Origin of the sequence: uncultured Odoribacter sp., assembly GCF_937966165.1 — a bacterium.
In the GTDB taxonomy this organism is placed as follows: Bacteria; Bacteroidota; Bacteroidia; order Bacteroidales; family Marinifilaceae; genus Culturomica.
The window spans coordinates 9941-36653 of record NZ_CALCLB010000020.1 but is presented as its reverse complement, the minus strand read 5'-3'; the positions used below and the strand labels follow the sequence as shown (position 1 = coordinate 36653).

The 26713-nt window shown below is 38.3% G+C and carries 16 protein-coding genes and 1 pseudogene; 10 read left to right on the top strand and 7 right to left on the bottom strand.

The features are described from left to right. Positions 1–2: 2 nt before the first annotated feature. Complete coding sequence (gene rnc / locus Q0465_RS09580) at positions 3–746, top strand: ribonuclease III (protein ID WP_298615565.1); 744 nt, start codon at positions 3–5, stop codon at positions 744–746. 76 nt (positions 747–822) lie between these two features. Here rnc and efp read toward each other — a convergent pair whose 3' ends face one another. The 4 genes from efp to Q0465_RS09560 form a co-directional block, all read right to left on the bottom strand. Continuing rightward, on the bottom strand, positions 823–1389 hold the full coding sequence (efp, locus tag Q0465_RS09575; RefSeq protein ID WP_298615562.1) for an elongation factor P: 567 nt from the start codon (positions 1387–1389) through the stop codon (positions 823–825). Between the two features lie 303 nt (positions 1390–1692). After that, positions 1693–2379 (bottom strand): tRNA (adenosine(37)-N6)-threonylcarbamoyltransferase complex dimerization subunit type 1 TsaB, encoded by a 687-nt coding sequence (gene tsaB / locus Q0465_RS09570; RefSeq protein ID WP_298615559.1) that lies wholly within the window; start codon positions 2377–2379, stop codon positions 1693–1695. 53 nt (positions 2380–2432) lie between these two features. After that, on the bottom strand, positions 2433–3005 hold the full coding sequence (locus Q0465_RS09565; protein ID WP_298615556.1) for an L-threonylcarbamoyladenylate synthase: 573 nt from the start codon (positions 3003–3005) through the stop codon (positions 2433–2435). Positions 3006–3277: 272 nt separating this feature from the next. After that, positions 3278–4174 carry a diaminopimelate dehydrogenase gene (locus tag Q0465_RS09560; RefSeq protein WP_298615553.1) on the bottom strand — a complete coding sequence of 299 codons (897 nt, stop codon included), beginning with the start codon at positions 4172–4174 and terminating at the stop codon, positions 3278–3280. A gap of 203 nt (positions 4175–4377) precedes the next feature. On the opposite strand from Q0465_RS09560, the gene Q0465_RS09555 reads away from it, so the two are divergent. The 4 genes from Q0465_RS09555 (at position 4378) to Q0465_RS09540 (ending at position 12068) form a co-directional block, all read left to right on the top strand. Further along, positions 4378–5979, top strand: a complete 1602-nt coding sequence (locus Q0465_RS09555; protein ID WP_298615551.1) for a YfcC family protein — start codon at positions 4378–4380, stop codon at positions 5977–5979. 80 nt (positions 5980–6059) lie between these two features. After that, positions 6060–8744, top strand: a complete 2685-nt coding sequence (locus Q0465_RS09550) for an ATP-binding protein (protein ID WP_298615548.1) — start codon at positions 6060–6062, stop codon at positions 8742–8744. A gap of 55 nt (positions 8745–8799) precedes the next feature. Next, complete coding sequence (locus tag Q0465_RS09545) at positions 8800–11574, top strand: ABC transporter substrate binding protein (protein ID WP_298615546.1); 2775 nt, start codon at positions 8800–8802, stop codon at positions 11572–11574. A 2-nt stretch (positions 11575–11576) separates the two neighbouring features. Continuing rightward, complete coding sequence (locus Q0465_RS09540) at positions 11577–12068, top strand: exonuclease domain-containing protein (protein ID WP_298615544.1); 492 nt, start codon at positions 11577–11579, stop codon at positions 12066–12068. A 269-nt stretch (positions 12069–12337) separates the two neighbouring features. Here Q0465_RS09540 and Q0465_RS09535 read toward each other — a convergent pair whose 3' ends face one another. Beyond that, on the bottom strand, positions 12338–13453 hold the full coding sequence (locus tag Q0465_RS09535) for a hypothetical protein (RefSeq protein ID WP_298615543.1): 1116 nt from the start codon (positions 13451–13453) through the stop codon (positions 12338–12340). 416 nt (positions 13454–13869) lie between these two features. Between Q0465_RS09535 and Q0465_RS09530 the strand changes: the two genes are divergently transcribed. After that, complete coding sequence (locus Q0465_RS09530; protein WP_298615541.1) at positions 13870–14646, top strand: HAD family phosphatase; 777 nt, start codon at positions 13870–13872, stop codon at positions 14644–14646. Between the two features lie 32 nt (positions 14647–14678). Here Q0465_RS09530 and Q0465_RS09525 read toward each other — a convergent pair. Continuing rightward, positions 14679–15632: pseudogene (locus tag Q0465_RS09525) on the bottom strand (DUF3810 domain-containing protein); the annotation flags it as partial. 224 nt (positions 15633–15856) lie between these two features. Between Q0465_RS09525 and Q0465_RS09520 the strand changes: the two are divergent. Both Q0465_RS09520 and Q0465_RS09515 read left to right on the top strand, forming a co-directional pair. Continuing rightward, positions 15857–16684, top strand: coding sequence for a PepSY-like domain-containing protein (locus Q0465_RS09520; protein WP_298615539.1), 828 nt, complete (start codon positions 15857–15859; stop codon positions 16682–16684). A gap of 131 nt (positions 16685–16815) precedes the next feature. Next, complete coding sequence (locus Q0465_RS09515; RefSeq protein WP_298615537.1) at positions 16816–17670, top strand: BRO family protein; 855 nt, start codon at positions 16816–16818, stop codon at positions 17668–17670. A gap of 12 nt (positions 17671–17682) precedes the next feature. Here the strand turns inward: Q0465_RS09515 and Q0465_RS09510 are convergent, their stop codons facing one another. After that, positions 17683–18303, bottom strand: a complete 621-nt coding sequence (locus Q0465_RS09510; protein WP_298615536.1) for an AAA family ATPase — start codon at positions 18301–18303, stop codon at positions 17683–17685. A gap of 281 nt (positions 18304–18584) precedes the next feature. Between Q0465_RS09510 and Q0465_RS09505 the strand changes: the two genes are divergently transcribed. Together Q0465_RS09505 and Q0465_RS09500 are read left to right on the top strand one after the other, a co-directional pair. Continuing rightward, entirely contained in the window at positions 18585–19331 is a 747-nt protein-coding gene (locus Q0465_RS09505; RefSeq protein WP_298615534.1) for a Fic family protein, read from the top strand. A gap of 391 nt (positions 19332–19722) precedes the next feature. After that, entirely contained in the window at positions 19723–26457 is a 6735-nt protein-coding gene (locus tag Q0465_RS09500) for an aminotransferase class I/II-fold pyridoxal phosphate-dependent enzyme (RefSeq protein WP_298615532.1), read from the top strand. Positions 26458–26713: the final 256 nt, after the last annotated feature.

Below are 26713 nucleotides of genomic sequence, written 5' to 3'. Positions count from 1 at the left end.
CGGTGGTTAGGAAAATCATTCAATCCATAAGACTTTATCTTCACAGGAACGATAAGTTTTATGGATTGTCTATTTCTCAAATTGGCTTTGTCCCGGGTAACCGGAATTTGTATAAGCTGGCTTTGCTTCATAAATCTGCTTCCCGGTATACAAAAAACGGTACTGTCCTGAATTATGAACGGCTGGAATTTTTAGGAGATGCCGTATTGGGAGCAATTGTTGCAGAATTACTTTATAAGTTTTTTCCGATTAAAGACGAAGGATTTCTGACACGCGTCCGTTCTAAAGTAGTAAGCCGGGAATCTTTAAATGAACTGGCCATTAATATTGGTTTAGACAAAGCTGTAGTGGCTAAGTCCGATATATCTAAAAACAAACATGTATACGGAGATGTATTCGAGGCTTTTATCGGCGCTATGTTTCTGGATCAGGGATTCGGTAATACGAAGAAATTTATTGAAAAATTTATTTTCCCGAATTTTTTTAATATCCGGGATCTGGTTACTATTGACCGGAATTATAAAAGTCGGTTGATTGAATGGGGACAAAAAAACAGGAAAGAATTGTTTTTTGATGTTCACGAAAATCAAAAAAATCATAAAAACCGGTTTGAATGTATGATCTCAATTGACGGAACAGTGATGGGAAATGGAAACGGAGCCTCTAAAAAAGAAGCTGAACAAAATGCTGCTGAACAAGTGATTGAAAAACTTATGGATGAGGCTGAAGGCAAACTGGAGATATAAGCGGAAATCTTTTTGAAAAAATATAGCTGAAAACGATTTTACCGATTTCAACTATATTGTTTTTACATTTAACCGATTATCTTACTCTTTCCACATAAGTTCCTTCGGCCGTATTGATGCGGATTTTTTCTCCCATTTCAATGAAAAGAGGCACCATAACTTTTGCTCCGGTCTCTAATTCTGCCGGTTTTAAAGCAGTAGAAGAAGCTGTATCTCCTTTTAAACCAGGTTCTGTATAAGTAACTTCCAATACTACAGTCGGTAATAATTCTACATATAGAGGAGTCTCTGTATCAGCGTGCACTACCATTTCCACTGCATCTCCTTCTTTTAAAAACTGAGGAGCATTGATGAGCTCTGCCGGAATGTTAACCTGATCATAGGTTTCTGTATGCATCATTACATAATCTTCTCCGTCTTTGTATAAAAATTGAAATGGACGGCGCTCGATACGGGCAGTATCAATTTTTACGCCTGAAGTAAATGTATTTTCCAGTACTCTGCCCGTTTTTACATTTCTGAGTTTAGTTCTTACAAATGCCGGACCTTTACCGGGTTTTACATGTTGAAACTGAACGATTGTATATAAATCGTCTTTAAATACGATACACAATCCGTTTTTGAAATCAGCTGTTGTTGCCATATATTTAAGCTTATTTTAAAAATTTATATTTTACTTTTCCGTCTGAATTTCCTGAGGTTTCAGATCTTGATTCCTTTTTTCTTCAGCGGCAAAAATAATAAAAACTTTCTATATTTTACTGATATAAAATCAGATCAAACGTATTAAAATAAAAATGCTTGCCTGATTCTGGGAGAGATCCGGTTTATCACTTCCCTTTTTAGACCGTTTATTTTCCGAACGGCCGGAATCGAAGGATCTCCCTCCGTTTTCCCAGGGGGGATTTCTCAGGAATTAAAAGCATGTTTTCCCGTGCAGGTATTTTTAAACAATTTTATGTTTCGGAGTAGTAGCGATAAAATCTTTAAGATAGAAAGGTTCGAAATAAGCAACACTTTCAAATTCCTGTGCTTTGAATTTTTGCTCTGCGATCTCTGCCAGATGTACAGCGGAGGCAACTCGGTTATTTAAATAACAGGCGTTAGGAGAAATCAACGTATTTTTTATTTTTTCACTTCCGTCTCCGAAGAAGTAAACTTTATGGGCTGCTAAAATAGCGGAAAAGGAATGTTCATCAATGATTTCAGCTTTTGTATCTACCATCGTCCGGTTTTCTGAGTCAAAAAAAGCTGTATATACTTCCATCCTTCGGGCATCAATCATCGGACAGTACCAGGCTTCTTCTTTAATTTGCCCGGAAACGGAACGGGCTAATGCCTGAAGTGTATTAATCGCAATAAGAGGCTTGGAGGCACCGAAACAAAGTCCTTTGGCCATAGACACTCCTATCCGCAAACCGGTATAAGAACCGGGTCCCATACTTACAGCGACAGCATCCAGGGCTTGTGCTTCTAAAGCGCACTCCTGTAAAAGTTCCTGTATAAATGTTCCCAGCAAAAGAGAGTGGTTTAAACCTTCTGAATTTTCTTTTATTCCCAGAATTTTTCCCTCTTTAGCTAGTGCTACGGAGCAAACGGATGTTGCGGTTTCTATATTGAGAATCAGAGCCATAATTGTTCGAAAGTGAGGTAAAGATGAATTATTTTTATTGTAAAATTCTGCGTTTATTTTCGAAGAATTTGAATACTTCCGTCCATTTCCAGTTTAATAATGCTGGAAGGACTACAAGGCCTGGTTTCCGTTTGGCGGAAATCCACTACGTAATCTACGGCATTTTTAATTTCTTCACTAATATCGGAAAAACAACTGGGGGAGGGCTGCCCGCTTATATTGGCTGAAGTAGAAACGATGGGTTTCCGGAACCGGAAAAGCAGAGCTTTGCTAAATGGCTCTTCAGTGATCCGGATCCCGATGGTTTGATCCGTATTTATCAGATTTGCAGCTAAATTCCGGGCATTCGGATAAATGATGGTGGTCGGTTTATTACTTACTTCAATAAGCTGCAGTGCAATTTCCGGTACATCTGCATAAGAAGCGATTTTCCCGGCGTCGTCCAGTAAAACGAGCATGGATTTATTGTCTTCTCTCTGCTTTAGTTTATAGATTCGTTGTACTGCTTTTGCATCGGTGGCATCACAGCCGATACCCCAAATCGTATCCGTAGGGTACAGGATGATCCCTCCTCGTTTGAGGACCTCAGTTGCCTGAAAGACCTCTTCTTTTAATTTAGCTTCCATAAGTTGGTATAGACCGTTTTTGAATAAAAATTTCCGGATAGCATTGTAATTCCAGCCTTGCGAAAGTACGAAAGTTTCCCTGATAATAAAAATGTTCCGTAAAGAATCCGGTTTTGTTATTGAAAAAGTAAATCCGGTATTTTATGCGTAACGGTAAAATAATTGCAGTAATTGAGGGGAAGTAAACAGAAAATATATATAAAATAAAGATAAACGGAATTGCATTTACCCAATCCCTCTTCATTTATTCAAGAGGGATCAGGATAAATTGATTATACCAGATGTTTTATTAATTCACTGCGTTCCCCGTAAAGCATATCGATGACAGGCATTTCGATTAAGGTATAACACCCAGGCTGCTGGCGTAAAGCTGCCCTGGCTGCCGATACCAGAATCTGTCCTGTGAGAGCCGGGTTATTGATTTTCATATCAAATTCGAATAATTGATTTTGGGTTTTCCCCGATACTCCTTTACGTGTCAGATTAACTCCGTGTCCCATATCCAATAAAGCATCTACGCATTTTACTTGTAAAACATGGGTTTCATCGTTTGCAAAATAAGGATCTGTTTTAATTTTTTGAGCGATCTCTTCGAAAGATTGTCCCTTTTCTAATTCCACATAGACCATGCGCCGGTGTATGCCGGTACCTGTCGGGATTGTCATGGACAAAGCTGCTTTCACTCCTTCAATTGCTTTTACGGCTACGGTATGTCCCATACTCATACCTGGTCCGAAATTGGTGTAAGTAATTCCTTTGGGAGCACAAGCCTCTAACAAGGCACGCACGACAGAATCGCTTCCCGGATCCCAGCCTGCAGAAATAACAGATACTTTATTGTATTTTTTGGCGACTTCATCTAAATAGCGGTGTAATTCCGGAATTTGGGTATGAATATCGAAACTGTCTACTGTATTGATTCCCAGTGCTAGTATTTCTGTAGCATAACTTTTTACACTGCGTGTGGGAGTGCAAAGAATAGCTACATCTACAGTGTTTAGTTTACGGATATCGGAAACGACTTCATAATTTTTCAGTTCTTCCGGTATTTCTTGTATGTTCCGGCGTACTATTCCGGCCACTTCAAAATCCGGTGCTGCAAGAAGTGCATCCAATACGTATTTACCAATGTTACCATATCCTACGACGGCAGCTCTAATTTTTTTCATATTGTCAGTGTTTTTTTGTTTGGAATACAAATTTGCGAATTATTCGCTATACGACAAAATTCCTTTTGGACATTGTTAATCTTAAAACCAATTATTGGGTATGTGTATAGAATTTGAACGATTTTGAAAAAGTACATCAGGAAACATTTTCTGTTCTTTTGGCTTTTTTTAATATCTTGCAGGCTCATTTAATTGATGCGTGTATGATTCTACTGAAAAAAATTCCACATACTTATACGATTATAGCCGTGCTTATTCTCATTTGTGCGGTCCTTTCCTGGGTCATTCCGGCTGGAGAATACGAACGGCAGATAATAGAAGTAAAAGGAGTGAAACGGACTGTTATCGTGGATAATTCTTTTCACCGGGTGGAGCAGTCTCCGCAAACTTGGCAGGTCTTTGGTTCTTTAATGGAAGGCTTTGAAAAACAATCCGGAATTATTGCTTTTTTGTTGATTATCGGGGGAGCCTTTCAAATATTGAATAGTGGGAAGGCTGTAGATGTCGGAATCCTTTCTTTTTTGCGTTTTACCCAAGGGCTTGAACGGTATCGTTTTATGAAATATATAGGGGTAAACAATATCGTTATTTCTTTGATTATTATTTTGTTCAGTCTTTTTGGCTCCGTATTTGGTATGAGTGAGGAGACTCTGGCTTTTATTGTCATTATTGTACCTTTAGCTATCCGAATGGGATATGATTCTATTACGGGACTTTGTATGGTTTATGTAGCGGCTCACGTCGGTTTTTCCGGGGCTGTCCTCAATCCTTTCACCATTGGAATTGCGCAGGGATTATCCGATTTACCATTGTTTTCAGGTTTTACTTATCGGTTGTTGTGTTGGGGGATATTGACCACTGTATTGATTATAGGTGTTTTGATTTATGCCGGCCGGGTTAAACGGAATCCGGCTTGTTCGTGTATGTATGAAGCCGATAATTATTGGAGAAACAGGAGTATTGAAGAAGGAGAGAAGGTCATTTATACGACGCCTTTTTCTTCCCGTATAGTATATTTTTTGATTTTAGGTGCGCTGGGGTTATTTTCTGTATATTATCCGGTAACTACCTTACATCTGGGGGAATCGTCGGTCGCTATTTATGCTGTACCGGTTTTGACGGTTTTGTATGCTTTTTTCGGTTGGTTCAGTTTGCGTAAATCTTTTCATTTTTTCGTCTTGACGATACTGGGTTTCACAATCGTTTTTTTGGTTACAGGAGTGATGGGATATGGCTGGTATTTGACGGAAATATCTGCTTTATTCCTGGCAATGGGAATTATGTCGGGTTTTGCTATGGGAAAAGGGGCGAATGAGTTAATTCAGTCTTTTTTAGACGGGGCAAAAGATATTTTGTCTGCGGCGATTGTCGTTGGATTAGCCGGAGGAATTATCCAGATTCTTCAGGATGGAAGGATTATAGATCCTCTTTTACACGGATTGGCAACTTTGATGAATGATGCCGGAAAAGTAATAGCAATCGGAGGGATGTATGTGATTCAGACCTTAATAAATATTGTTATTCCTTCCGGTTCGGCAAAGGCGGCCCTGACGATGCCCATTATGGCTCCCTTTTCAGATGTCATCGGTATCTCCCGTCAGGCAACAGTGATGGCCTTTCAATTTGGAGATGGATTTACGAATATGATTACACCGACTTCCGCTGTATTGATAGGAGCTTTGGGAATAGCCAGAGTCCCTTATGAAATATGGGTGAAGTGGTTTTTCCGTTTTCTGATTGTATTTATTCTATTGGGATTTATTTTACTTATTCCTACCGTAATTTTTCCGTTAGACGGATTTTAATAAAGGAGAAACTGGATTTGTAAAATTATTTTAAATTCTTACTTTTACATTCTACACTAAATAAACAAAAAGTGAACTCTATGTATAGGGTATTGATTCTTTTTTTGTTTTTCCCGGTTCTTTGTAAAGTTTCAGCGGGACAAACAACAGCGGAATTAAGCCGGTATAAAGATAATTATATTCTTATTGTGAATTCTCATAGCGATGACGATATGTGGGAGTATACATTTGCCCGAAAAATACGTCAGCGTTTGAATCAGCTATTTCCTGACAAGGCTGTAAAAGTAGATTATGTAGCAACAAATAAACGTAATTCTATGATTGCCAGTCGTTATGCAATGCAAGGAATTTTTCTGCAAAATCGTATTCGTCCGGCAGTTATCGTTTTTATTGGAGACGAAGGGTGGATGACTTACCGGAAGATGAGATTGGGAGCCTGGAGAAAGGTGCCGGTCGTCCTTTGTAATGTGCAAAAAGAAATCTTAAAAGATTACGCTGTTTTCTTTGAAGAACATTCTGTAAAGGATTCTCAGCTTATACCGTTGGATTCTTCCCGCGGCGAAATTAAGGTGACGGGTATATGGGAAGAAGGAAATGTAAAACCCACTTTAGCCTTGATACAGAAATTATTTCCGGATACCCGGGAGCTGATATTTATTTCCGGAAATATATATTCTGATGAATATACGGTAAAAGAAGTTCAACAGACATTATGCCGGCTTTACCCGGAACTGGAATTGAAAGTCTATAAAGACAATATCGTAAATACAGATACACTGACCCGAATTTTCAATCATTTACCTCCGCATACTGTTGTTTTGTGTAAAGATTGGTATACAAAATGGGTAAATGCTCAGCAGGAAAATGTATCTTTTGCTTCTTTATTTAGTCGCAAATTTCCGGTTCCGATTTTTACATTAAAGGAAGTTCATGCGCTGAATGACGTGATAGTCGGAGGCTGTTTTCTTGATCAGGATGCCTATACAGAAGAAGTAGTAGATCGTATTTCCTGGATTCTCAAAGGAGAAGATGCCGGATCTATCCCCTTTACTTCATTCGGGGAAATGAGCATACATCTGAATGAAAAGGCTGTTCGTCATTTTGGTTTATCTCCTCATTTATTACCTTCCGATCGGATCGTTTATTACAATATACCTCCCGGATTTTTCAAAAAATATCAACGGTATATTTTAATCGGTTTGCTCTGTATTTGTATAGGATTGATCGTTTTTTTTATTTATATGCGGGATAGAAGTAACCGTAAGGAGTTATGGTTGGCTTATGAACAGTATAAAAAATTATATGCAGAGTTCAGTATTATCTATGAAAATATGCCTGTCGGATTGTTTTTATTGGATGCTAAAGGGAAATTGTTACGAAAAAATCCGGCGGTTATTGCCTGGGAAAATAATCATCCTTTATTATTGGGTGTAGAAAATTTTTTGGATTCTCCTTTGTGTGAAAAAAAAATTCGTCAAAAGATTGAAAACCGGATTCCTGTTGATGAAACGATTACCTTAAAGCAAAAGGACGAAAAAGAATTTTATTTTTTCCGAATGATTATCCGGTATATAGAAGAAAAAGAAAGTAATACTTACCGTATTCTTCTGATATTGATAGATGCTACAAATATTTTTAAAGAGAGGACGAAAAAGGAAAAGATATGGAATGTATTTGAATTTGCAATGGGAGCAGCGTTTTTGGGTGTAGCGGAATATAATTTATTAGATGGTTCCGGTTTTGCGACAGATTCCTGGTACCGTAATCTCAGTAGAGAAAAAAGAAATGATTTTACCGATATTTATCAAAATGTCTGGAGAGAAGACCGGGATAAATTGCTGGGTTTTATCGAAAAAGTCCGGAAAGGAGAAAAAGATTTTTATTTTGATATCATCCGGGTACTTCGGTCGGATCACAAAATATCCTGGTTACGTTATGTGATTCAGGTCATAGAATATGCACCGGAAGAAGGGCGGATTATTGTGGCTGAATTGAGTTCGAATATTGACAGACAAAAGCAGCGGGAACTGGAATTAACAGAGGCATTGCGGAAAATAAAAGAGTCCGATCAATTGAAAAGTGCTTTTGTGGCGAATATGGGGCATGAAATTCGTACGCCTTTGAATGCAATCACCGGATTTGCCGATTTATTAGTGAATAGTACGGATCGGGAGGAAAAACAACAATTTGCTGCCCTTATTGAAGATAATACAGCTACATTGCTCCGTTTAATTGGGGATGTTATCGATTTGTCAAAAATTGAGGCGGGTACGATCGATTTTTCTTTTACCGAGACAGACCTGAATGATTTATTGGAAAATATTGTTGCAGAGACGCGTTTAAAAGCAAACCCGAAAAATGTAAATGTACTCTTTCAGGAAAAGCAGGAATATTGTTTTATTACTACCGACCGGATTCGTTTAAAACAGGTTATAACTAATTTTGTTTCGAATGCCCTTAAATTTACTTTGGAAGGAGAAATTCGTATAGGATACCGTTTGCAAGATAAACAATTGTATATATATGTAGCAGATACGGGTATCGGCATACCTAAAGCCCGTCAGACTGAAATATTCGACCGTTTTGTAAGTTTGTCAACCCATGTTACCGGTTATGGGTTAGGACTTTCTATTGCCCGCTCAATTGTGCATCATTTAAAAGGGGAAATCGGAGTGGATTCTGAAGAAGGAAAAGGAGCAACTTTCTGGTGCCGTTTTCCGGTGGAAATTGTGGAAGTAACTACTGCTTCGGAAAAGAGCAGATAAGAGATCATTTATCGTAATAGATATTGTTTGAGAAAAATAAAGTATATTTTTTTGTATGAAATACGGCTCTCTTTTTTTTCTATTATTACTTTTTAATCTGGGGTTTGCACAAAACAAACAGGCCACAGAGGTAGAACAGAAATATATACTGATCATTAGCTCTTATAGTGAAGAAATTACCTGGGCAACTTTGACTGGAAATAAAATGGTGGCCCGTTTAAAATCGGAATATCCGGATGCATTAGTTTATGTCGATTTTTTAAGTGCAAACAATACATATACCCGAAACGGATTATTGGCAAAGGCCCGGGCTATTTTCCAGTCAGCTGGCGAAAACAATGTTGAATCTTCCAGAGCATTGTTTGATTTAAGTTTAGAAAGTGTTTTTAAAACGAATGAAATTCATAAACCCAAGGCTTTAGTTTTTATTGGGGATGAAATGTGGGCTATGTATCGTTCGCTGGCCAAAGTATTGGAAAGTTGGAGAGACATACCCGTTATATTATGCGGAGTGAACGATTCTATAAATAATACATTGTATTATCCACAAAGCAAAGGGACATTTAACGCTTTAATACCGACTCCCGCTTCAAATTATTGGGTATCTGGCTTGGATTTAGAACGTTATGAAGTAAATATGACGGGGACGATACAAACTTTACCCCTACGGAAAAATCTGGAATTAATCAAAACTTTACTACCGGAGGTGAAACATATTACCTTCATCGACGAACGGTATTACGCTACAGAGTATATAGCCCATCAGCTGGAAAAAGAGATGGCCAATTTTGATCCGGATATCCGTTTTTCTGTAAAGTACAATAATTGGATGAACATTGATACGGTTTTTGAGGAAATGCTGGCGGCAAAAAAAGGGGAAGTTTACCTGACTTATGCCTGGGATCTGGGAAGCCGTTATAGCCGTTATACTTATTTGCAGATTGATTCGTTATTCCGGAATAGCAAGGTTCCGGTATTTTCGTTAACTTACCGGAACTGGAAAAATACCCGGATTGTAGGGGGATATTATTATTCGCCTGAAGAATATACTGATCAGACACTTGTTATTCTGGAACGGATTTTGGCCGGAGAATCTGTGAGAGATATTCCATTGCAATATATAAAAGGCGGAAGTTATCATTTAAACCAGACTGCTGTATTAAAATACGGATTAGATTCCAGAACCCATTTTTTAAAAAATGTCGTAAGGGAGAATATTCCTCTCACTTTTTATGAAAAAAATGAAAAAAGAATTGTTTTAAGCGCTATTTTACTGGCTTTGATTAGCGGTATGACCATTCTGATCGTTCGCCGTCATCGTCATTTAAGGCAATTGAGACATTCTTTTATGGAGTATAAGCAGTTGTATGATGAACTACAATTGATATATGCTCATCTGCCGATAGATTTTGCTTTGTACGACAGAGAAGGCTGTAAGCTCGGAAGACTTGTGGACGGTCAGCATTCTTCTTTGAAAACTTCCTTCCAGCATATTTTGCCGGCTCATATTTTTCAGTATAATTTCCTGGATGAAACTCAAAAAAAGCATTTGCAAGACGGTAAGACCGTAAGTTGTGAGATTTCTGCGAATTTACTGAAAAGTTTGTCCCTGCAGGACTTTGAAAATAATACTGTTTTTGAATTGATTGTAAAACCTTTAATCGGTATAAATTATAAGTCCTCCTGTTATATTGCAATCATTGCAAATAAAACCTTGGAGGCCAAAGAGAGGGAAGAAAGAGAACGTTTTGAAAATTTGTTTCATTTTGCATCGGATTTTACCGAGGTAGGAATTGCCTGTTATGACCCGGAGAGTGGTAAAGGATTTGCAAGCCGGGCCTGGTATAAAAATCTCAATGAACCGGTAAAAGACAGGATTGCTCCGGACTACCACAATGTCTTTCCGGAAGGGAGGGAATTTCTGATTGGTAGCCGCCGGCAGATTCAGAAGGGTATTTCTACGGATTGTTTGGGAGATGTTCAGGTGATTTCTGCTGATGGGAAAGTACACTGGATCCGACAGTTCTTTTTTTGTTATGAACATAATCCACAGGACAAGAAAACGATGCTTGTGGAATTAAATTTTAATGTAGATCAGCAAAAAGAGACGGAGATTGAGTTAATGGAAGCGAAGGATAGGGCCGAGGAAGCTAACCGGGAAAAGGAAGAATTTTTAGCTAACATCAGTCATGAAATCCGGACTCCTTTGAATGCAATTGTCGGTTTTTGTAGTTTATTGGTCAATAATGAAGAAGAAGCCGATCGTATAGAACTGGGGAATATTGTCCGCCGGAACAGTGAGACACTGATGGGATTGATTACTGATATTTTAGATTTGTCCAAAATTGATGCAGGGAGAGGGAAGTTTATCGTTTCGGATACGGACCTCAATGAGGTGTACCGGCAAGTAATAAGTTGTATCGAAAAAGAGGCAAAGCAAAAGTCTTTAAAAATATATTGGCCGGAAAAAGAAGAGGATGGCATTTTTTATACAGATGCGTCAAGGCTCCGGCAAATTTTATTACATCTGCTTTCTAATGCCTTGAAATTTACAGAAAAGGGGAGTATCACTTTAGGCTACAGGCGTAAGGAAGACTGTTACTATTTTTATGTTACAGATACAGGATGCGGTATAGAGGAGAAAGAACAGGAAAATATTTTCCGTCGTTTTGTAAAAATCAATACCTTTGCTCAAGGTTCCGGTTTGGGACTTCCGCTTTGTGAAAGCATTGTAAAAAATTTGGGAGGACAGATAGGACTGATTTCAGCTTTGGGAAAAGGCACTACTTTTTGGTTTACATTGCCAATTAAAGAAAATAAATCATCTTAAAAATGGATAAATTTGCGGCGATTGATTTTGAGACGGCTAACTGGCAGAGTACCAGTGTTTGTGCGGTGGGAGTCGTAGTCGTGGAAGGAAGAGAGATAGTGGATAAGTTTTATAGTTTAATCCATCCCCGGCCTGATTTTTATTCTCGCCGGAATACACTGATTCATGGTTTAACCCGGGCAGATACGGAAGATGCTCCGGAATTTCCTACTGTATGGAGAGAAATTGTCCCTATGATCAAAGGAATGCCTTTGGTGGCTCATAATAGTATTTTTGACGAAGGATGTCTCAAAGCTGTACATGCCCTTTTTGAAATGTCTTATCCCGGTTATACATTTTTTTGTACGTATCGGCTTGCCCGGAAAAAAATAAAAGGACTTGTGAATTATCAGCTTCAGACAGTTGCTGCCAGCTGCGGTTACGATTTGTTGAACCATCACCATGCTTTAGCAGATGCTGAGGCTTGTGCCTGGATCGCGAGAGAAATTCTGTAAGTTTTTTACTTAATAAGCGTCTTAGGGCTCGCTAAGAAAAGCTGAAAGCCGGTATCCATCCGGAAAGATACCTCTCTTTCCGGTTCCGGTGTTTGGAGCCGGATTCGTATGACTTTCTAATTCGCTGACCGATGAATTTTGGATTCCTCTTACTAGATAAGTACGGAATTTTAGTTTCATTGATCAGCGAATGCTGAGTATTCTTTTTTCCGGCTTTCAGTGTTTTTTCGTAAGTCAGAACGAATTCTGATCCTGTTTCAGGTTTGTCATTAGCTGCTTAGACCATGTTTTTTGATTTCCATACCGGAGCCTTCGTATACAGCCCGTCCGTCATTGTATCCCACGATTCTTTTTTTCCCTTTACCGGAAAGAGCGCCTCCTACCGAGTCGTCAACTTTTCCCAACATCATGACAGCAACCATTGCAATTACGGATGGCAGAATAATATATATCAGCCAGCTTGCCATTATTACAGCCGACACAATCAGAACCCCTACCGCTATTTTTCCCGGATAATAAATGAGTAACCAAAGGGTTCTGTATTTTGCAATCACTTCAATCAGCATTGCAATCGCTGTAATAAACCATAATCCCAAAACGAACGGTAACATTTTCAATAATAGCGGATATTCAGACCAATGGGCGAAGAAGTCCGGATTGAATCGCAATGCATAAGTGAGCGGTTCATTAAAATCAATGAAAAAATACATTAATCCGACCAGTACAGAAGCGAGGTAATATAGCGGAATGGTAAAAGCTTTCGGATATTGCCAGAAACAAAAACCCTTTCTAATCTTTTTTACGATAATCCAATAAATCAATTTCCATAAAAGATATAATGCAATAACGCCCAGTCCAAGCGTAATTATTGTCAGAATATTCTCCATCCGTTCCGTAGCGTTACTTGAAAAAATGCTTGTCCAAGTGGTGTAGGGTAATGCCATTTGACTAATGTGAAACCAGTTCCAGCCATCTGCCACTTTTTTCCCGTTTTTGATAAGCCGGACTTGTATAAAGTCACGTTCTTTTCCATTTTTCATGACTTCATTTTTGAATCCGCCCATTATCTGTAAGGTATCCCCAGCCCTGACCCTGGCTCCCCTGTAATCGTCAACAGCCATTTCAAAATCCTTGATTCCTTTATAAACAATTTGCTCCTTTTTCCCGCTGAATTGGGATTTCGGTTGAGTGTTGATATAAAAACTGTTGGTTGCTACGAGCAGATAACCCGGTTTCAGACCATAGTAGTAATAGAGTAAAGCTGAATCTTTAGCACTTCCGTTTTCCATATTCTGAATAGCTTCCAGATTTATTCCCCGTTTACAGGAAGAAAAAGATAGTATGGAACAAAGACAGATAAATGTGATTTTTGATAGTGTTTTCATAGTTACTTTTTGTTATCAATCTTACTTATTGCTGTTAAATTTTCGGTTTTGAAATTGTTATTTTTATGATTATAAGCTGTTTATGTTATAATAAAATCTGTTTTGGGAAAGTGGAAAAGCAGTTTCACGTAAGAATATAATACTTATTTCGAAAATTTAAAATATTTTTGCATGCTTTGCATTGAAACGAAGAGTTCCGTCTTACTGAAATATTTTTCGGAAATGTTCTTATTTTTTTGTTTTCGATAATTCATTTTTTGTAAAGATGTAATTAAATATTCGTTTTACTGTTTGATTTTTAAAGATGTTTAAATTTGTATTGCTGTTATTTTCTTGTTTACAGTTGAGCCGTAACGGAGAGTAAAAAGTTTCCGTTTAATTCCTGGAAAGTCAGTCAATACAGTAATAATGCAAAAATGGATTTAAGTAAAATTGTACAGCAATTTTTAGTTTCGAACGATTACCGTCGGATTCAGTTAAAAGCGGTTTTGTTCGACATGGATGGAGTCTTATTCGATTCCATGAAAAACCATACACTGGCTTGGCAGAAAGCGATGGAGCTAAAGGGAATTACGGCTGAAAGAAAAGAATTTTATTTGTACGAAGGGTGTACCGGGAAGGGGACGGTTAATCAATTTTTTCAACGCCTATACGGAAGACAGGCGAGTGAAGAAGAAGTAGAACAAATTTATCGGGAAAAAAGCCGTTTTTTTAACGAGATGCCTCCGGTAGAGATTATGCCGGGAATAAAAGAAGTATTAGCTAAAATAAAAGAATATGGATTGAGGGCGGTATTAGTGACAGGCTCAGCGCAACGTTCACTGTTAGAACGTTTAGAGCGAGAGTTCCCGGGCATGTTCCTTCCTGCCTATCGGGTTACGGCTGCTGATGTAAAGCAGGGAAAGCCTTCCCCTGAACCTTATCGGATGGGATTGGCAAAAGCAGGAGTGAAAGCAGATGAAGCAATTGTAATAGAAAATGCTCCGATGGGCGTACAGGCAGCAGTTGCTGCTAAAATTTTTACTGTGGCAGTAAATACAGGACCTATTCCTCCTCAAAAGCTTCAGGAAGCCGGGGCCAATATTTTATTTCCTGATATGTTTTCTTTAGCGGCAGCTTTGGAGGAGCTAACCGGGGTGTTTAAAGCAGAATGTTTTTGCCAGGATAGGATATACCCCACTACTTCTGAATAATTTTTCCGTCCGGAAGGAATCCGGTTACTTTTCAGAAAGAGGTTGTAAATATAATCTTGTATTTTGCCTATGCCCGGACTATATTTTTGTTGCCAGTATTCCCGTTGGGATTTGTATTGTTCCCGGATTTCAGGACGGATAGAGGTAAGAAAATGCTCAAATTCTGTTTTGGGAAGCAGGCGGGAAGCATTTCCTAAAATATAACCTAAAATCATGAAATTGCCGCTTTGCCGGATTTGGGAATTTTCAGCATGGGTGCATATTAGCCAGGCATAAAAATTGGCTTCGGCTTCACTGGATACTCCCAACCGGTGTGCCGCTTCGTGAGCAAATACCGAAGGGTATTCCTCTGCCCGTAATTCCCGGTTTAAATTGAATTCCGTAAAAAAAGGACCCATATAGCCGGATACCCCTACTTTTGAAAACAAAGAACTGAATAGCATGTTTTTGGGTATTAAAACCGAGGGAGGATTGGCTAGTTTAAAGGTATCTTTCCAGTGCCTATATCCTTTCTGTATTTCCTCTTCAACAAGTTGGGGGGAAAGAGATTGAACCGGTTCATATCCGGCATTTAACCGGGTAATGTAATCGGTCAAAAAGACCTTGAAATCTTCAGCGGTATAAGCTGTGGGAGAAATATTGCTGCGAACGTAAAAATTTTCCCGGAAATAGTTAAGTCCCCAGGCAAAATAAAACCAAACATAAATCCATCCTAGAAACAACCCGATATGTCCCAATCGTTTTTTGCGGTTATCTTTTTTGAACAATAGTCTGAAAAGGGAGAACAGGATGCTTAAAGCAGCTAATACAATAAAACAATCTCCGACGGAAAAAGGGAATAGAGAAGAAAAAGCTGAAAGTGTAGAAGCAATACCGGGATAAATATATTGTGCATAAAATTCACCGGCATTCGGAAAATATCTTATGATTTGGATGAGGAGGATACACAAAAGAAGTATTCCGGGCTCAATAATTTTTCTTCGCATTTTACATATTGTTTTCTGCATCTCTGACGGGCAATAATACAATAAATTTTATAGAGTTACAACAAACATTGGGATTTGAAAACCAGATTTACCCTCAATAATTGCAAATGAATTTTTAAGATTGGAAATCTGAGACTTCCTTTTCTTCTTTGATGGAACATTGCAAAATTCAAACCGTATAATTGACAAAATAGAAATAGGTAAAACAATAAAATTAAAATGTGATGAAAACCAAGGTAATTATCTTTATGTTATTCGGGATTGTGGGCTTGCTGATGACCGGATGTAATAACAAAAAGCAGTATAGGCCCGATGCAAGAATTATTTCGGCTATGAATACCAAATATCCGAAAGCAACAAAAATAGAGTGGGAGCAAAAACACGATTATCAGGTGGCAGAATATTATGAAAATGGAGTGGAATCCAAAGCCTGGTTTGATAAGGACGGTAAATGGATGATGACGGAAAGTAATTTAAAATACAGCGGTTTGCCTGTTGCTATCCGGAATACTTTTGAGAAAAGTATGTATAGTGGTTGGAAAAAGGACGATATTGACAAAATCGAGCGCTATGGAATGCAGCCCGTTTATGTCATTGAAGTAGAAAAAGAAGGGCAGGATGTAGATCTTTATTTTGTCGCCAATGGGATGCTGGTTAAAACGGTGAATGGGAAAGACCGGGGACATGATAATGACTATATGCCTCTGGCACCGGCAATAAGAGATAATGTTATGCGTAAATATCCGGATGCATCTGTTATAGAGACAGCGAAAAAAGGAGGAAAGAAATATGTGGATATCATGGATAACGGACGTGTAAAAGAATTGGTTTTTGATAATGATAATTGGGTATCTACTTCCTGGAAGGTAGACAAAGCCGATGTTCCTTCTGCTGTAATGACTACTTTAAGAGGGGCAGACTATAAAAATTATACGATAGATGGTATAACATTTTATGAAACAGCAGATCATTCTTATTACCAGGTAAAGATGAATGAAGGAACTAAAGATAAAAAAGTTAATATTGATGCTACCGGAAAAGTTGTCGATTGAGAATGAAAGGGTATAATGCAGAATAGAACAGGTATTTTTAAAGAAAATTTTAAAATTATATTGAAGGATTAAAAAGAAACGGTAGGAAGGAATTGCCTATCGTTTTCTTATTTATAGAAGATATAAAGCTGATGAAAGGAAAGACAGAAAATTATATTGTAGAGTTTTTTGAGAAAGAAATTCGTTCTTTCTGGGAAGAGGAAGAAGGGAAACGATATTTTGCTTTGGTAGATATTGCCGGGAAACTAGTTGATACATCGGATCCGAAAGGGTATTGGAGAAATATCAAAAGAAGATGGAAGAAAAAGGGAAAGCCGTTTCTGGAGAAAATCCGTCGTATAAAAATTCTTTCCGGAGATGGCCGGCAAAGGTATACCGATATGGCTGATATGGAAACGGTTTTCAGCTGGATACAGGAAATCCCGTCTTCAAAAGCAGAACCTTTCCGGATGTGGTTAGCCATGACAGGTCAGGAAAGAATTCGGGAGATAAAAGATCCGGAAAGAGCAGTAGACCGGGCTTTGGAAAATTGGCGAAAGATGGGACGGGATGAGAAGTGGATTTTACAACGTATGATGAGTCAGGAAACCCGGCAGCGGCTGACAGAATATTGGGGAACTCACGGAATAACGGAGGGAGAAGAATATCGGATGTTGACAAATATTGTACATGAAGCCTGGAGTAATATGACGGTTCAGGAACATAAAAACCTGAAGGGGTTAAAAAGCCAGAATTTACGGGATCATATGACAGAGGCAGAATTGATTTTTATGGCTTTGGCTGAAATGTCCGTACGTCAGATTGCCGAATACGAAGAAAGCAAAGGGTATGAAGCGAATGTTGCTCCTGCAGAATACGGTGGAAAAATCGCCCGGAATGCCCGCAAAGAACTGGAAGAACGGACCGGTAAAAATGTATTGTCAAAAGAAAATTACCTTTCTGTCCCCCGCTCCAAAAGAGAAAATAAAAAACGTTATGAAAAATAGCAGTTGTTTGATTTATAAATTTAATCTTTTACAAATAAAAGCATGAATTATTTCTACGGTTTGAGCTGCACCTAAAATAGAAGAGTCGATACACAGATGATAGGACATTGCAGCTCCCCAGGTTTTGTCTGTATAGTAATTATAGTAACTGGCCCTTGTTTTATCTGTTTTCCGGATAAGGTCCAGAGCTTCTTTTTCAGTTATCGACATGGAATTCTGAATCCGTTGTATCCGGTCCGGGAGGCAGGAATGTATAAAAATATTCGTACAATTTTTTTCTTCCTGTAAAATATAATCTGCGCATCTACCGACAATAACACAAGATTTTTCAGTACCTAATTTCCGGATAACGTCCGACTGGACCTGAAAGAGAGTAGCGTCTGTAAAATAGTCATTGGGTTGATAAATTGCCCCATTCATAGAAAACCCCATCGCTAAAGCCTGTAAAAAACTTCCGGATGTTTTTTCATCTGCTTTTTCAAATAGTTCAGAGCATAAGCCGCTTTCTTTGGCAGCTAATTGTAGTAACTCTTTGTCATAATAGGAAATTCCGAATTTATCGGCTAATTTTTTTCCTATTTCCCGGCCACCACTTCCGAATTGCCTGCCGATAGTAATGATTATTTTTTCCATATTGTACTGTTTAGCTATTACCCGGATAAAATGCTGAATTCAGTATTTATTTTTTGAATACGGTTAACGTACAACTTATCCTATGCAATAATAACAAAAAAAGTAATAAAAAGAGCCATTTGATTGTCCTAAAAATAAGATAAATTTTGGTAAAATTGAGTCCGAAGAAAATTGAAAACTGAAAATCGGTTTTTTAGTGCTCCTGATTTAACTTCTTTCGAGGATTAAGTTTTTTTATAAATCTTTAGAAAGAAAAGTGGCGTAAGAGACAGAAAAAAGCAATGTGGCAGGAGTTAAGTGACTTAAGGGCTTCCTATATGCGTAAACGGGAAATAAACGCTGATTTTTATAGAAATCGGGAGATGCTGTTATTTCTATATGAAGTTTTAAAACTCACCGATACTGCTATACAAAAACAGGCTTTTATTGATATTACCAATACGGGCAGGCGTCCGTTGGGTAAATTAGGGACGAAAGCTTATGATTTATGGCAGGCTTATCTTTATGTATGCCAGAACGCCGGAATAAAAAAAGAACTGGATTTACCTTTTGTACAAACCACAGCGGCAAAAGTAATGAAACATACCGGTGGAGAAACCAATACCACAATCGGTAGTTATGATACCTCTTTGGGAGATTTTCGCCTGGGGGAAGATTATGATGAAATTTATCCGTTATCGGATTTCCGTAAAATTCCGGAACAATTGCAAGCTTTATGCAAAGATATAAATGTCCGGATAAATAAAATCAATGGTATTCAAACCTTACATTTGGCTGCCGATTTTATGTATGAATTTGCACATATCAAACCTTTTGGGGCGGGTAATTTGGAAATTGGTTTGTTATTAATGAACTATATTCAACTGTTTCACCAGGAACCTTTGATTGTCCTTTTTGCAGAGGATAAATCTCAATTATTGAATGCTTTGAAACGCGGAGAGATAAATCAAACTCCGGCTGTTTTTGAAAATTTTGTAGCCTCTCAACAGATCAAACTATTTAAATATCCTTCTTTTTTTAACGGGTAAGCTTTCCTTAATCGTAAATAAGTGTGATTTGGGGAATATCGGGATATATTGTTTTAAATTTAACAATTTGACCTGCAGCTGTATTCTCAAACGTTTTCGTGAGTTAAAGTGGTTGTTCTTTCCTTATTTTTTTTTATTAAAGTATTAATTACTAATATTGTGCTGTTAATGAGGATGGATTTTTTTATGGTAAATAATAGAAAGTTTATGTATGATTTGATGGAACGTAAAATTACGTTGCGGGCTTCTATTGCTTTACCGGAAAGATAAAACAGGAATCAAAAAGCCCGCTGAAAAGCGGGTTTTTTTTGTATGGATGATTAGCAGCTGATCCGGTGGTGGGAGGACTGGAATTTAAAATGTTAAGCAATAATTTGTAACCCGAACGATAATGTACATTAAAGGAGAACCCAAAGCATTTTTGAGTAATGAAGCTCAGCAGTTATTAAATCTTTATGAATTACTTGGAGAAAGAGCTGAAATTTTTTTACCGAGACATATTTATGATAATCTGACCAGTTTTGTAAAATTGTGTTTTGAAGAGCCGGATGATCCTGCTGTCCAACAGGCGGAAATTAATCGTTATTTATTAAAATTCAGGGAAGATATACCGGGCTATACGGATGTTTCGCTGATGCTATGTCCACATGTTTCTTCCAAGGCTTTTGAACTCAGCAGCCGGAGAGGGGAATTTGTCAAGAAATTAGACAGTTTTCTGGATACGGAGACAGTTTCTCCGGAGGAAAAGTTTTTGTTGGGCAATATTAAGGATACTCATGATTTTTCAGTGGGCACTCCTCCGGTGAAAAGCAGTCATATCGACTTTATTTCTCAGGTACAGTTAGGTGGGCAGGTTAGCGAATTGCGGAAATACAGAGATGTGATCGGAGTGACGGGCGATATAAATGAAGGACATTGGAATTATCTGATGGATACTTTAGAACAGATGATCAGTCAGAGTACACATTATACGACCAAAGCAGAGGTGGCTGATTTTATTAACCGAACCCGCTGGACTGTAAATTTTAAAGGTTTGAACGGGATGATCCGCACTGTTGTTTCCGGGAACGCGGATAAAGCTGTCAGTCTGATTCGGGGGGAGGTCTTCAGTAAAGCCAGTGTACAGGTATTGGAGAATCCCGCTGCAGAAGAATTGTATGAACAAATGTGTGTAGACACTACTTCTGTTTTTGTGATTAAAGTGAAACACATGCGGGTGAATTTGTATTCCGGAGAAAAATGGTTCCCCTTATTAACCCGTCTGGTAATTGTGGACGATTCGAAGGAATCCCGTAGTTCCAATACATCTTTAGTGTTTTGTTTTCATAATGGGATTATCAATACGCTCAATAAAGTCCATACCAAAAAATTAGGTTCTCCTGCCAATACGCAACTGAATTTGCGCTTAATCCTGGAAAATGTCAATCCTTTATACCTGACAGAATTCCGGGAAAAGATAGAAATACAGATCGGGGAGTATGAAAAAGAAATTTGTAAGATATTGAAGGAACAGCTGGGGACTGCGCAGGATGCGGTAAAACGTTTGAACGTGTTCAAATTGGATATGTTTTCCCGGAAGATCGTACAGGATAAATATTCGCTGGAAAAATTACGTGATTTTATTTATTTTCTGGAAAATTGCCATAAAGAGGAAAAACGTCAGGCACAGACTCAGGAATTAATAGAAGAATTTGAGTCCCGCATCCGTCAGTATTTTTATTCCGGCAATACGCATATTGAAGTGTTGAGTGTATTGGAAGGAGGAGGCAGGAATCAGATCCGGACTTACGGGCAGTATTTACTGCAGAAACCTTTTTCCCCTTTGAATGAAGAAGTCCGGGAAGCTTGCCGTTTAATTTTAGATATTATTCCCAGTAATTATGAGCGGACATTGAGAAGCCATTTTCACAAAAATTTCGGGATTAATCTGTTTCTGGAAAAATATCAGTCCTATATAACAAAAGCAGATAATGAGTCTAATAATAAAGGACGTTTTGACAACTTTTTGATTGATTTGGGAATCCGGGAAAAATATTATGCTTTGCGTAAACCGGAACAGGATATAGTAAAGAATTTTCTTTCAGCTTTGGGAAATCTGGAACAAACTTCTGTATCCGATTCTGTACAGATGATTATCCGGGATTTATTGTTTAATCCTAATGGAAGACCTAAGCCTTATATCATTTATAATGCTATTCAGTCTTGGGAATATAAAGATTTATTACCGGATGATACTTTTGATATTAATCCCTTTGACATTGAAATTGAAAATTTGGCAGACGGACGTTTGGCATACGAACGGCTGACAGATAAATTATTGCGGATAAAGGCTACTTTAGCTTTGTTTGACGATAGCGGTAGTTTATGGGATTTGTTTTGTGAAAATACAACGATATTGATCAATGATCCCAATAATCCTACCGGGTATACGGATTTCAATACGGAAGCATTGAATAATTTCTTGCGATTATTGAACACTTCTAAAATTACATTGTTTTTAGACGAAGCGTATGCGGACAGTGTAAAGGTAACGGATCAGCAAATGCCGAAATGGAGAACAATTTCCCGTTATATCCTCAACAATATTCCGGCTCAGTCGAACGTCCGGGCTGTATCTTCTCTTTCTACTACAAAGAATTTATCTGCTACAGGCGATCGGTTAGGGGCCCTGGCCGTGACGCCCCGGGCGTATGCCGTGGGAATTTTTGTACGCCAGCATAATTCCAGTTCGCATGGAAATAACAATTCGCTTTTAATGCTGAATAACCTCTTGGAAGTAGCTCAGGTAGCTAAAAAGATAAAAGATACGCTGGAGAGCGAATTGCCGAAGAATGTTTCCCGTTATAAAATCAAAGAAACTTTGATCCGTTTTATTAATGAACAGATTGGCCGTACAGAAAAGATGAACCGGAATAGCAGGACTAACCGGCAATTGCATAAGACAGCCGGATTTGAAGGGAGTCCTCTCTATTTATTCCTCCTGGATGAATTGGTTTCTTTGGATAAACTGGATATATTGGCTTTACCGGATGATTTTAAATACAAAGAAGAACCGTTTTTTGTATATTATCAAAACCGTTTGGTAAAAAATTTGAATCGCTTCCGGGTGAATAAAAACTTTCGGACGGAATCTTTGGAACGCATGAAATGGGCGGGAGAGGCGGCAGAACGGGCATTGTCAAAATTTCCCGGAAGTGGGATCACCTATTTGCCTTCTGAGGGTTCTTATTTATTTAATTTCCGGGTATGTGGCCGTTTTTCATATGCAGATTTACTTTGTTTTTGTCAGTATTTGGCTCAGAACCGGGGCATTGCGGCAGTTCCTTATCCTACAGGTATTGTCCGGTTTGCTTTGGGAGGATTTCTTTCTGATACGGAAGAGAGTATCCGTGTATTTCAGTATGAATTGGAAGATGGGTTTACCATTTTCCTGAAATACTGGTTGTCGTTTGTTGAGAAACGCGGGAATCCGGTTTATAAAAAAGTCGAAAGTCACATAATATTGGAGGAGGTCTTTGCTTATAAAAAGGATAAGGAATTGATAGAGATGATTGTTTCAGACTATCCTTTGTCCGGCAAATATAAAAAAGATAAAGCACCTTCTCTGCAAATCAGGGATATACGGACCTTATACCATGCTTCTCCCGAAAAGAGCGGGATAACGATTACGACGATAGACCGTTCTGTAAATTCAGTAATTGAATTACATGGGGATAAAATTGGCTCTTGCCGGGATGTTTTTGAATTTATCCGAAGTGCCGCGTTTACAAAAGTATATGAAAACCTTTTGGCGCAGATTTATAAAAAAGTGCCGGATATTGCCAGCCTGGATTTCAATACCGTAAGTTCGAAGTACAGTAAGGCTGTTATTTTAAAATACATTACAAATAAACGGACTTTCCAACCCAACCACAATGTATTGGACGATCCGATGGAAAAGAATATAATGCGGGAGATATTGATAGAAATGGAACATATTCTTTTCTCCGATAGTAAAGTAAAAATATTGGCTATAGAGGCAACGGGCGCTCCTGAATCGGATAAATCCAAATTAGAAGGAATAAATAGTATTCTGAAAAAATACATACGGGAAATTTTGCTCCATTTTAATTTGCCTTTTGAAAAAGAGAGCTTGGAACCCAGCCGGAGTGAAATTATTAAAGTTGCCGGTGAGACTTTTGAAGAAGTGACCGGGATTCAGCTGAAGGATTTGAATCTGAATATCTGGTTGGATGAATTTATCAGCCGATTGCGGGAATTACCCGAATTCAAAAAAATGACTTTATCCCAGAAGACCATCGGTTATATTATAGATGCTGTTTCTTTGGGAATTAACGATGCCTGTACGAGTGTCACGGATAAAATTCTTTATCTCTATCTTTTGCGGAATGACGATTCGTTTTATGAATTAGTGATCGGTAAACTGAAATATTTCAGCGGAAAGATTGAAAATTGTGAGGATAATGAATTGCGGATGTTCCGGGAGGAATTTATAAATGAAATTATGCCTTCACAATTAAATGAAATCAACGAATATATCCTGCGTAAAAAAGATATCAAGGTGGCAGAAAGTGAAATTCACCGGGTAAGCCGCCGGGTAGTCCTGTTTTATATCAGCATGATTAAACGGACAAAAGGGACGGACTATTATAAACGTTACACCCATATTATCGTCCGTTTAGTGGAGACGGCTTTCCGGAAGCAAAATTCCAGTGTCAATGAAATGGTTCAGCACGGAGTTTCCGTTTACAAAGGATTTGAAATGGAAAATAAGGTTTTGGAAACTTATGAAGAGGGAAAAATCAGTTGGATTAACGAATTGATGCAAAAATGCGGAGTCATTTCTGCTGAACAACCGGTTCAGGAACATACACGTATTATAACAGATGCCAAGAAGCGCGAATATCCCTTTCATAAAATAGATCGTTTGGAATCGGAAGTAAAGGATTTTGTGGAAGAAGCAGGAACAAATGATTATCTGAAATTATTGGATTTACGTCCGGATTCCTCTTTCTTTGCCGACCGGCTGGCCCGGTTTATTACCAATATGGATGCTGACGATTATCGTTGTAAAGTAGTTAAACACGGCATGGTAAAGGAACTGGTGATTTTCCAGAAGGGATATCTGAAATACCTGACCGATAATTACCGTTTAAATTATACGGAAGATATTTCTCTAAAGGATATTCAGAATTTTGTACCGGATGTGATTAGTTTTTTAGGTGCTCCGGAAAAATTGATTTCTTTTCCTCAGATCGGTTATTTCGATATCAAAGGGCCGTATGGAAACATCAAGACCATTGTAACACCTTTAAAACAAAAAGTGGATTATTTCGGGGATGTCAAAAAACCTCGTCTGACAGTGATCAATGAGAAGATCAAGGAAATCGGAGGTAACCCCCGTCACGGTTCTTTGTTTGCTGTGGAAGAGAATGACGGTAGCATTTTTGTAATAGAAATCAATGGGGATAGCGGAGTAGGAAAGTCGGAAATGATAGCTGCTTTTATATTGAAATGGTTACGTAATAATCTGCAGGGAGTACGTTCTGTTAAACTGATTGCCGGAGATATGTTCCACGAATTTCAGGATGCTCAGGGGAATTTATATGGTATCGGTACAGAAGTAGGGGATTTTTCTCGGACGACGGACTTCGATCCGGATTATATTAAATATTATAAATACCTGTTTGAAAGCAGTGCCGATAGTAATGTGGAGGATTTGAATTCCCGCAGTACGGTCAGTGGAATGTGCGATATTACGATGCCTTATAAAATAGACATCATGTTGAGTGCCAGCAATTATTCTAAGGATGAAGCCGGGATTACGCGGGTGGATAACCCGGAGAACTTTCTGTTGTATATCGACTCCCACGGGGAACGGAAAGAAAAAGCTACCAGTCAGGATGGACCGAATTTTCAACGTACCTTAAAACGGTATACAGCTGATAAAAATATTGTGAGTGTAATGGCACGGCATGGAAATTATTTGGATGATATTCTGGATTGGGATTACAGTGCTATAGAAAAACAGTATTATTTGTCTTCTTCTTATAAATTGTTGGATAAAATTGATATTACAGAAGTGGTGAATCTGATTTTTTCCGGTAAAGAGTTTAAAAAAGATGGAGTTGTATATAAAATCGCTTCTGTGGCGTTTGATATCATCCGGAACCGTTTTGCGGTGCAGGCCTATACTGTTGAAGGAGAAGTTCAGGACATGTGGATCGACCGGAAAATGTTCAGTTCCATATTCGATTCCTTGGCCAGTACTCCGGGAGGCCAGCCTTTTATTGCAGAGGAGGGACAATTGACGGCTGTACAGAATCTGGTCCGGGTGATGCGTGGAGGAGCAGAGGGGAAAGGGGGAGCCCGGAATATACAGTGTGGCATACTTTCTACGGAAATAGGTAAAAAAGGACGGGAGATTACAGGTCCTCAGAAAGCTGCTATGGAATTAAAAAAAATGATTCAGGAAGTGCGGGTCACCCGCCCTGAGATCAATGAAGGAAAGATAAAAGTAAAACGTTTATTGAACGAGAAATACCGTTCTATCTTTCATGGAGAAATGAATAGTTCTGAATTGTGGCGCTATAATTTCTTTATTTACCAGCTGGAAAACATGCGGAAGGCGGATTATCGCCGTATGGACGATATTACTCAGAAAGTCGACATGCATAATTTAGTACATTTTATTCCGGTAGATCCGAAGCAGGAATTTAGCCCTTTATTGGTAAATCCAAATCTGAATATAGAACTGAGTAGTTTCAGTGAAACTTTTGAAGAATTGATGAGCTTACCGAATTACGGGGATTTTGCCCGGGAATTTGCCGAAAAAGTTCCTTTGTTGTATCAGGCAGAAGGCTATAGTGAAGAAACGAATATCAACAATATGATTGTGCAATTGTTATTAATGGAAGGATATATTACAACGGAAGATGTCGCCCGGGGAAGTGTTATTCAGAAAGTGAACCGGGAGACTATTGCGGCTGCTAAATATGCAGTTGTCCAGTATTTAAATACTTTGCAGAAAGGTTGTTCTTCCGGAAATATAGGAGTCGTGCCTTCTTCTCTGAATGAAGGTAAGCCGGAACGGAAAAAACAATCGGGAATAAAACGTAAAAAGTGATTTTTAAATGTTTGTATAAAAAATGTTCTCCCGGAGTTTTAATTCACTTTGGGAGACATTTTTATGCCGAAAGCTTTTGGGATCTTTAAATAGAGGGAGTAAGTGGGTTAGGATGAAGATTTTTATAACATCTGGATACATTTATTGTGATTTTTTTAAACAGATTGGTGTAAGGGTAGTTTTTCCTGAAAAAAATACGTTATTTTGCAATTGCTTAATAAGGGAAAACAATCAGGAGTTGGTGTATTAAAATGAG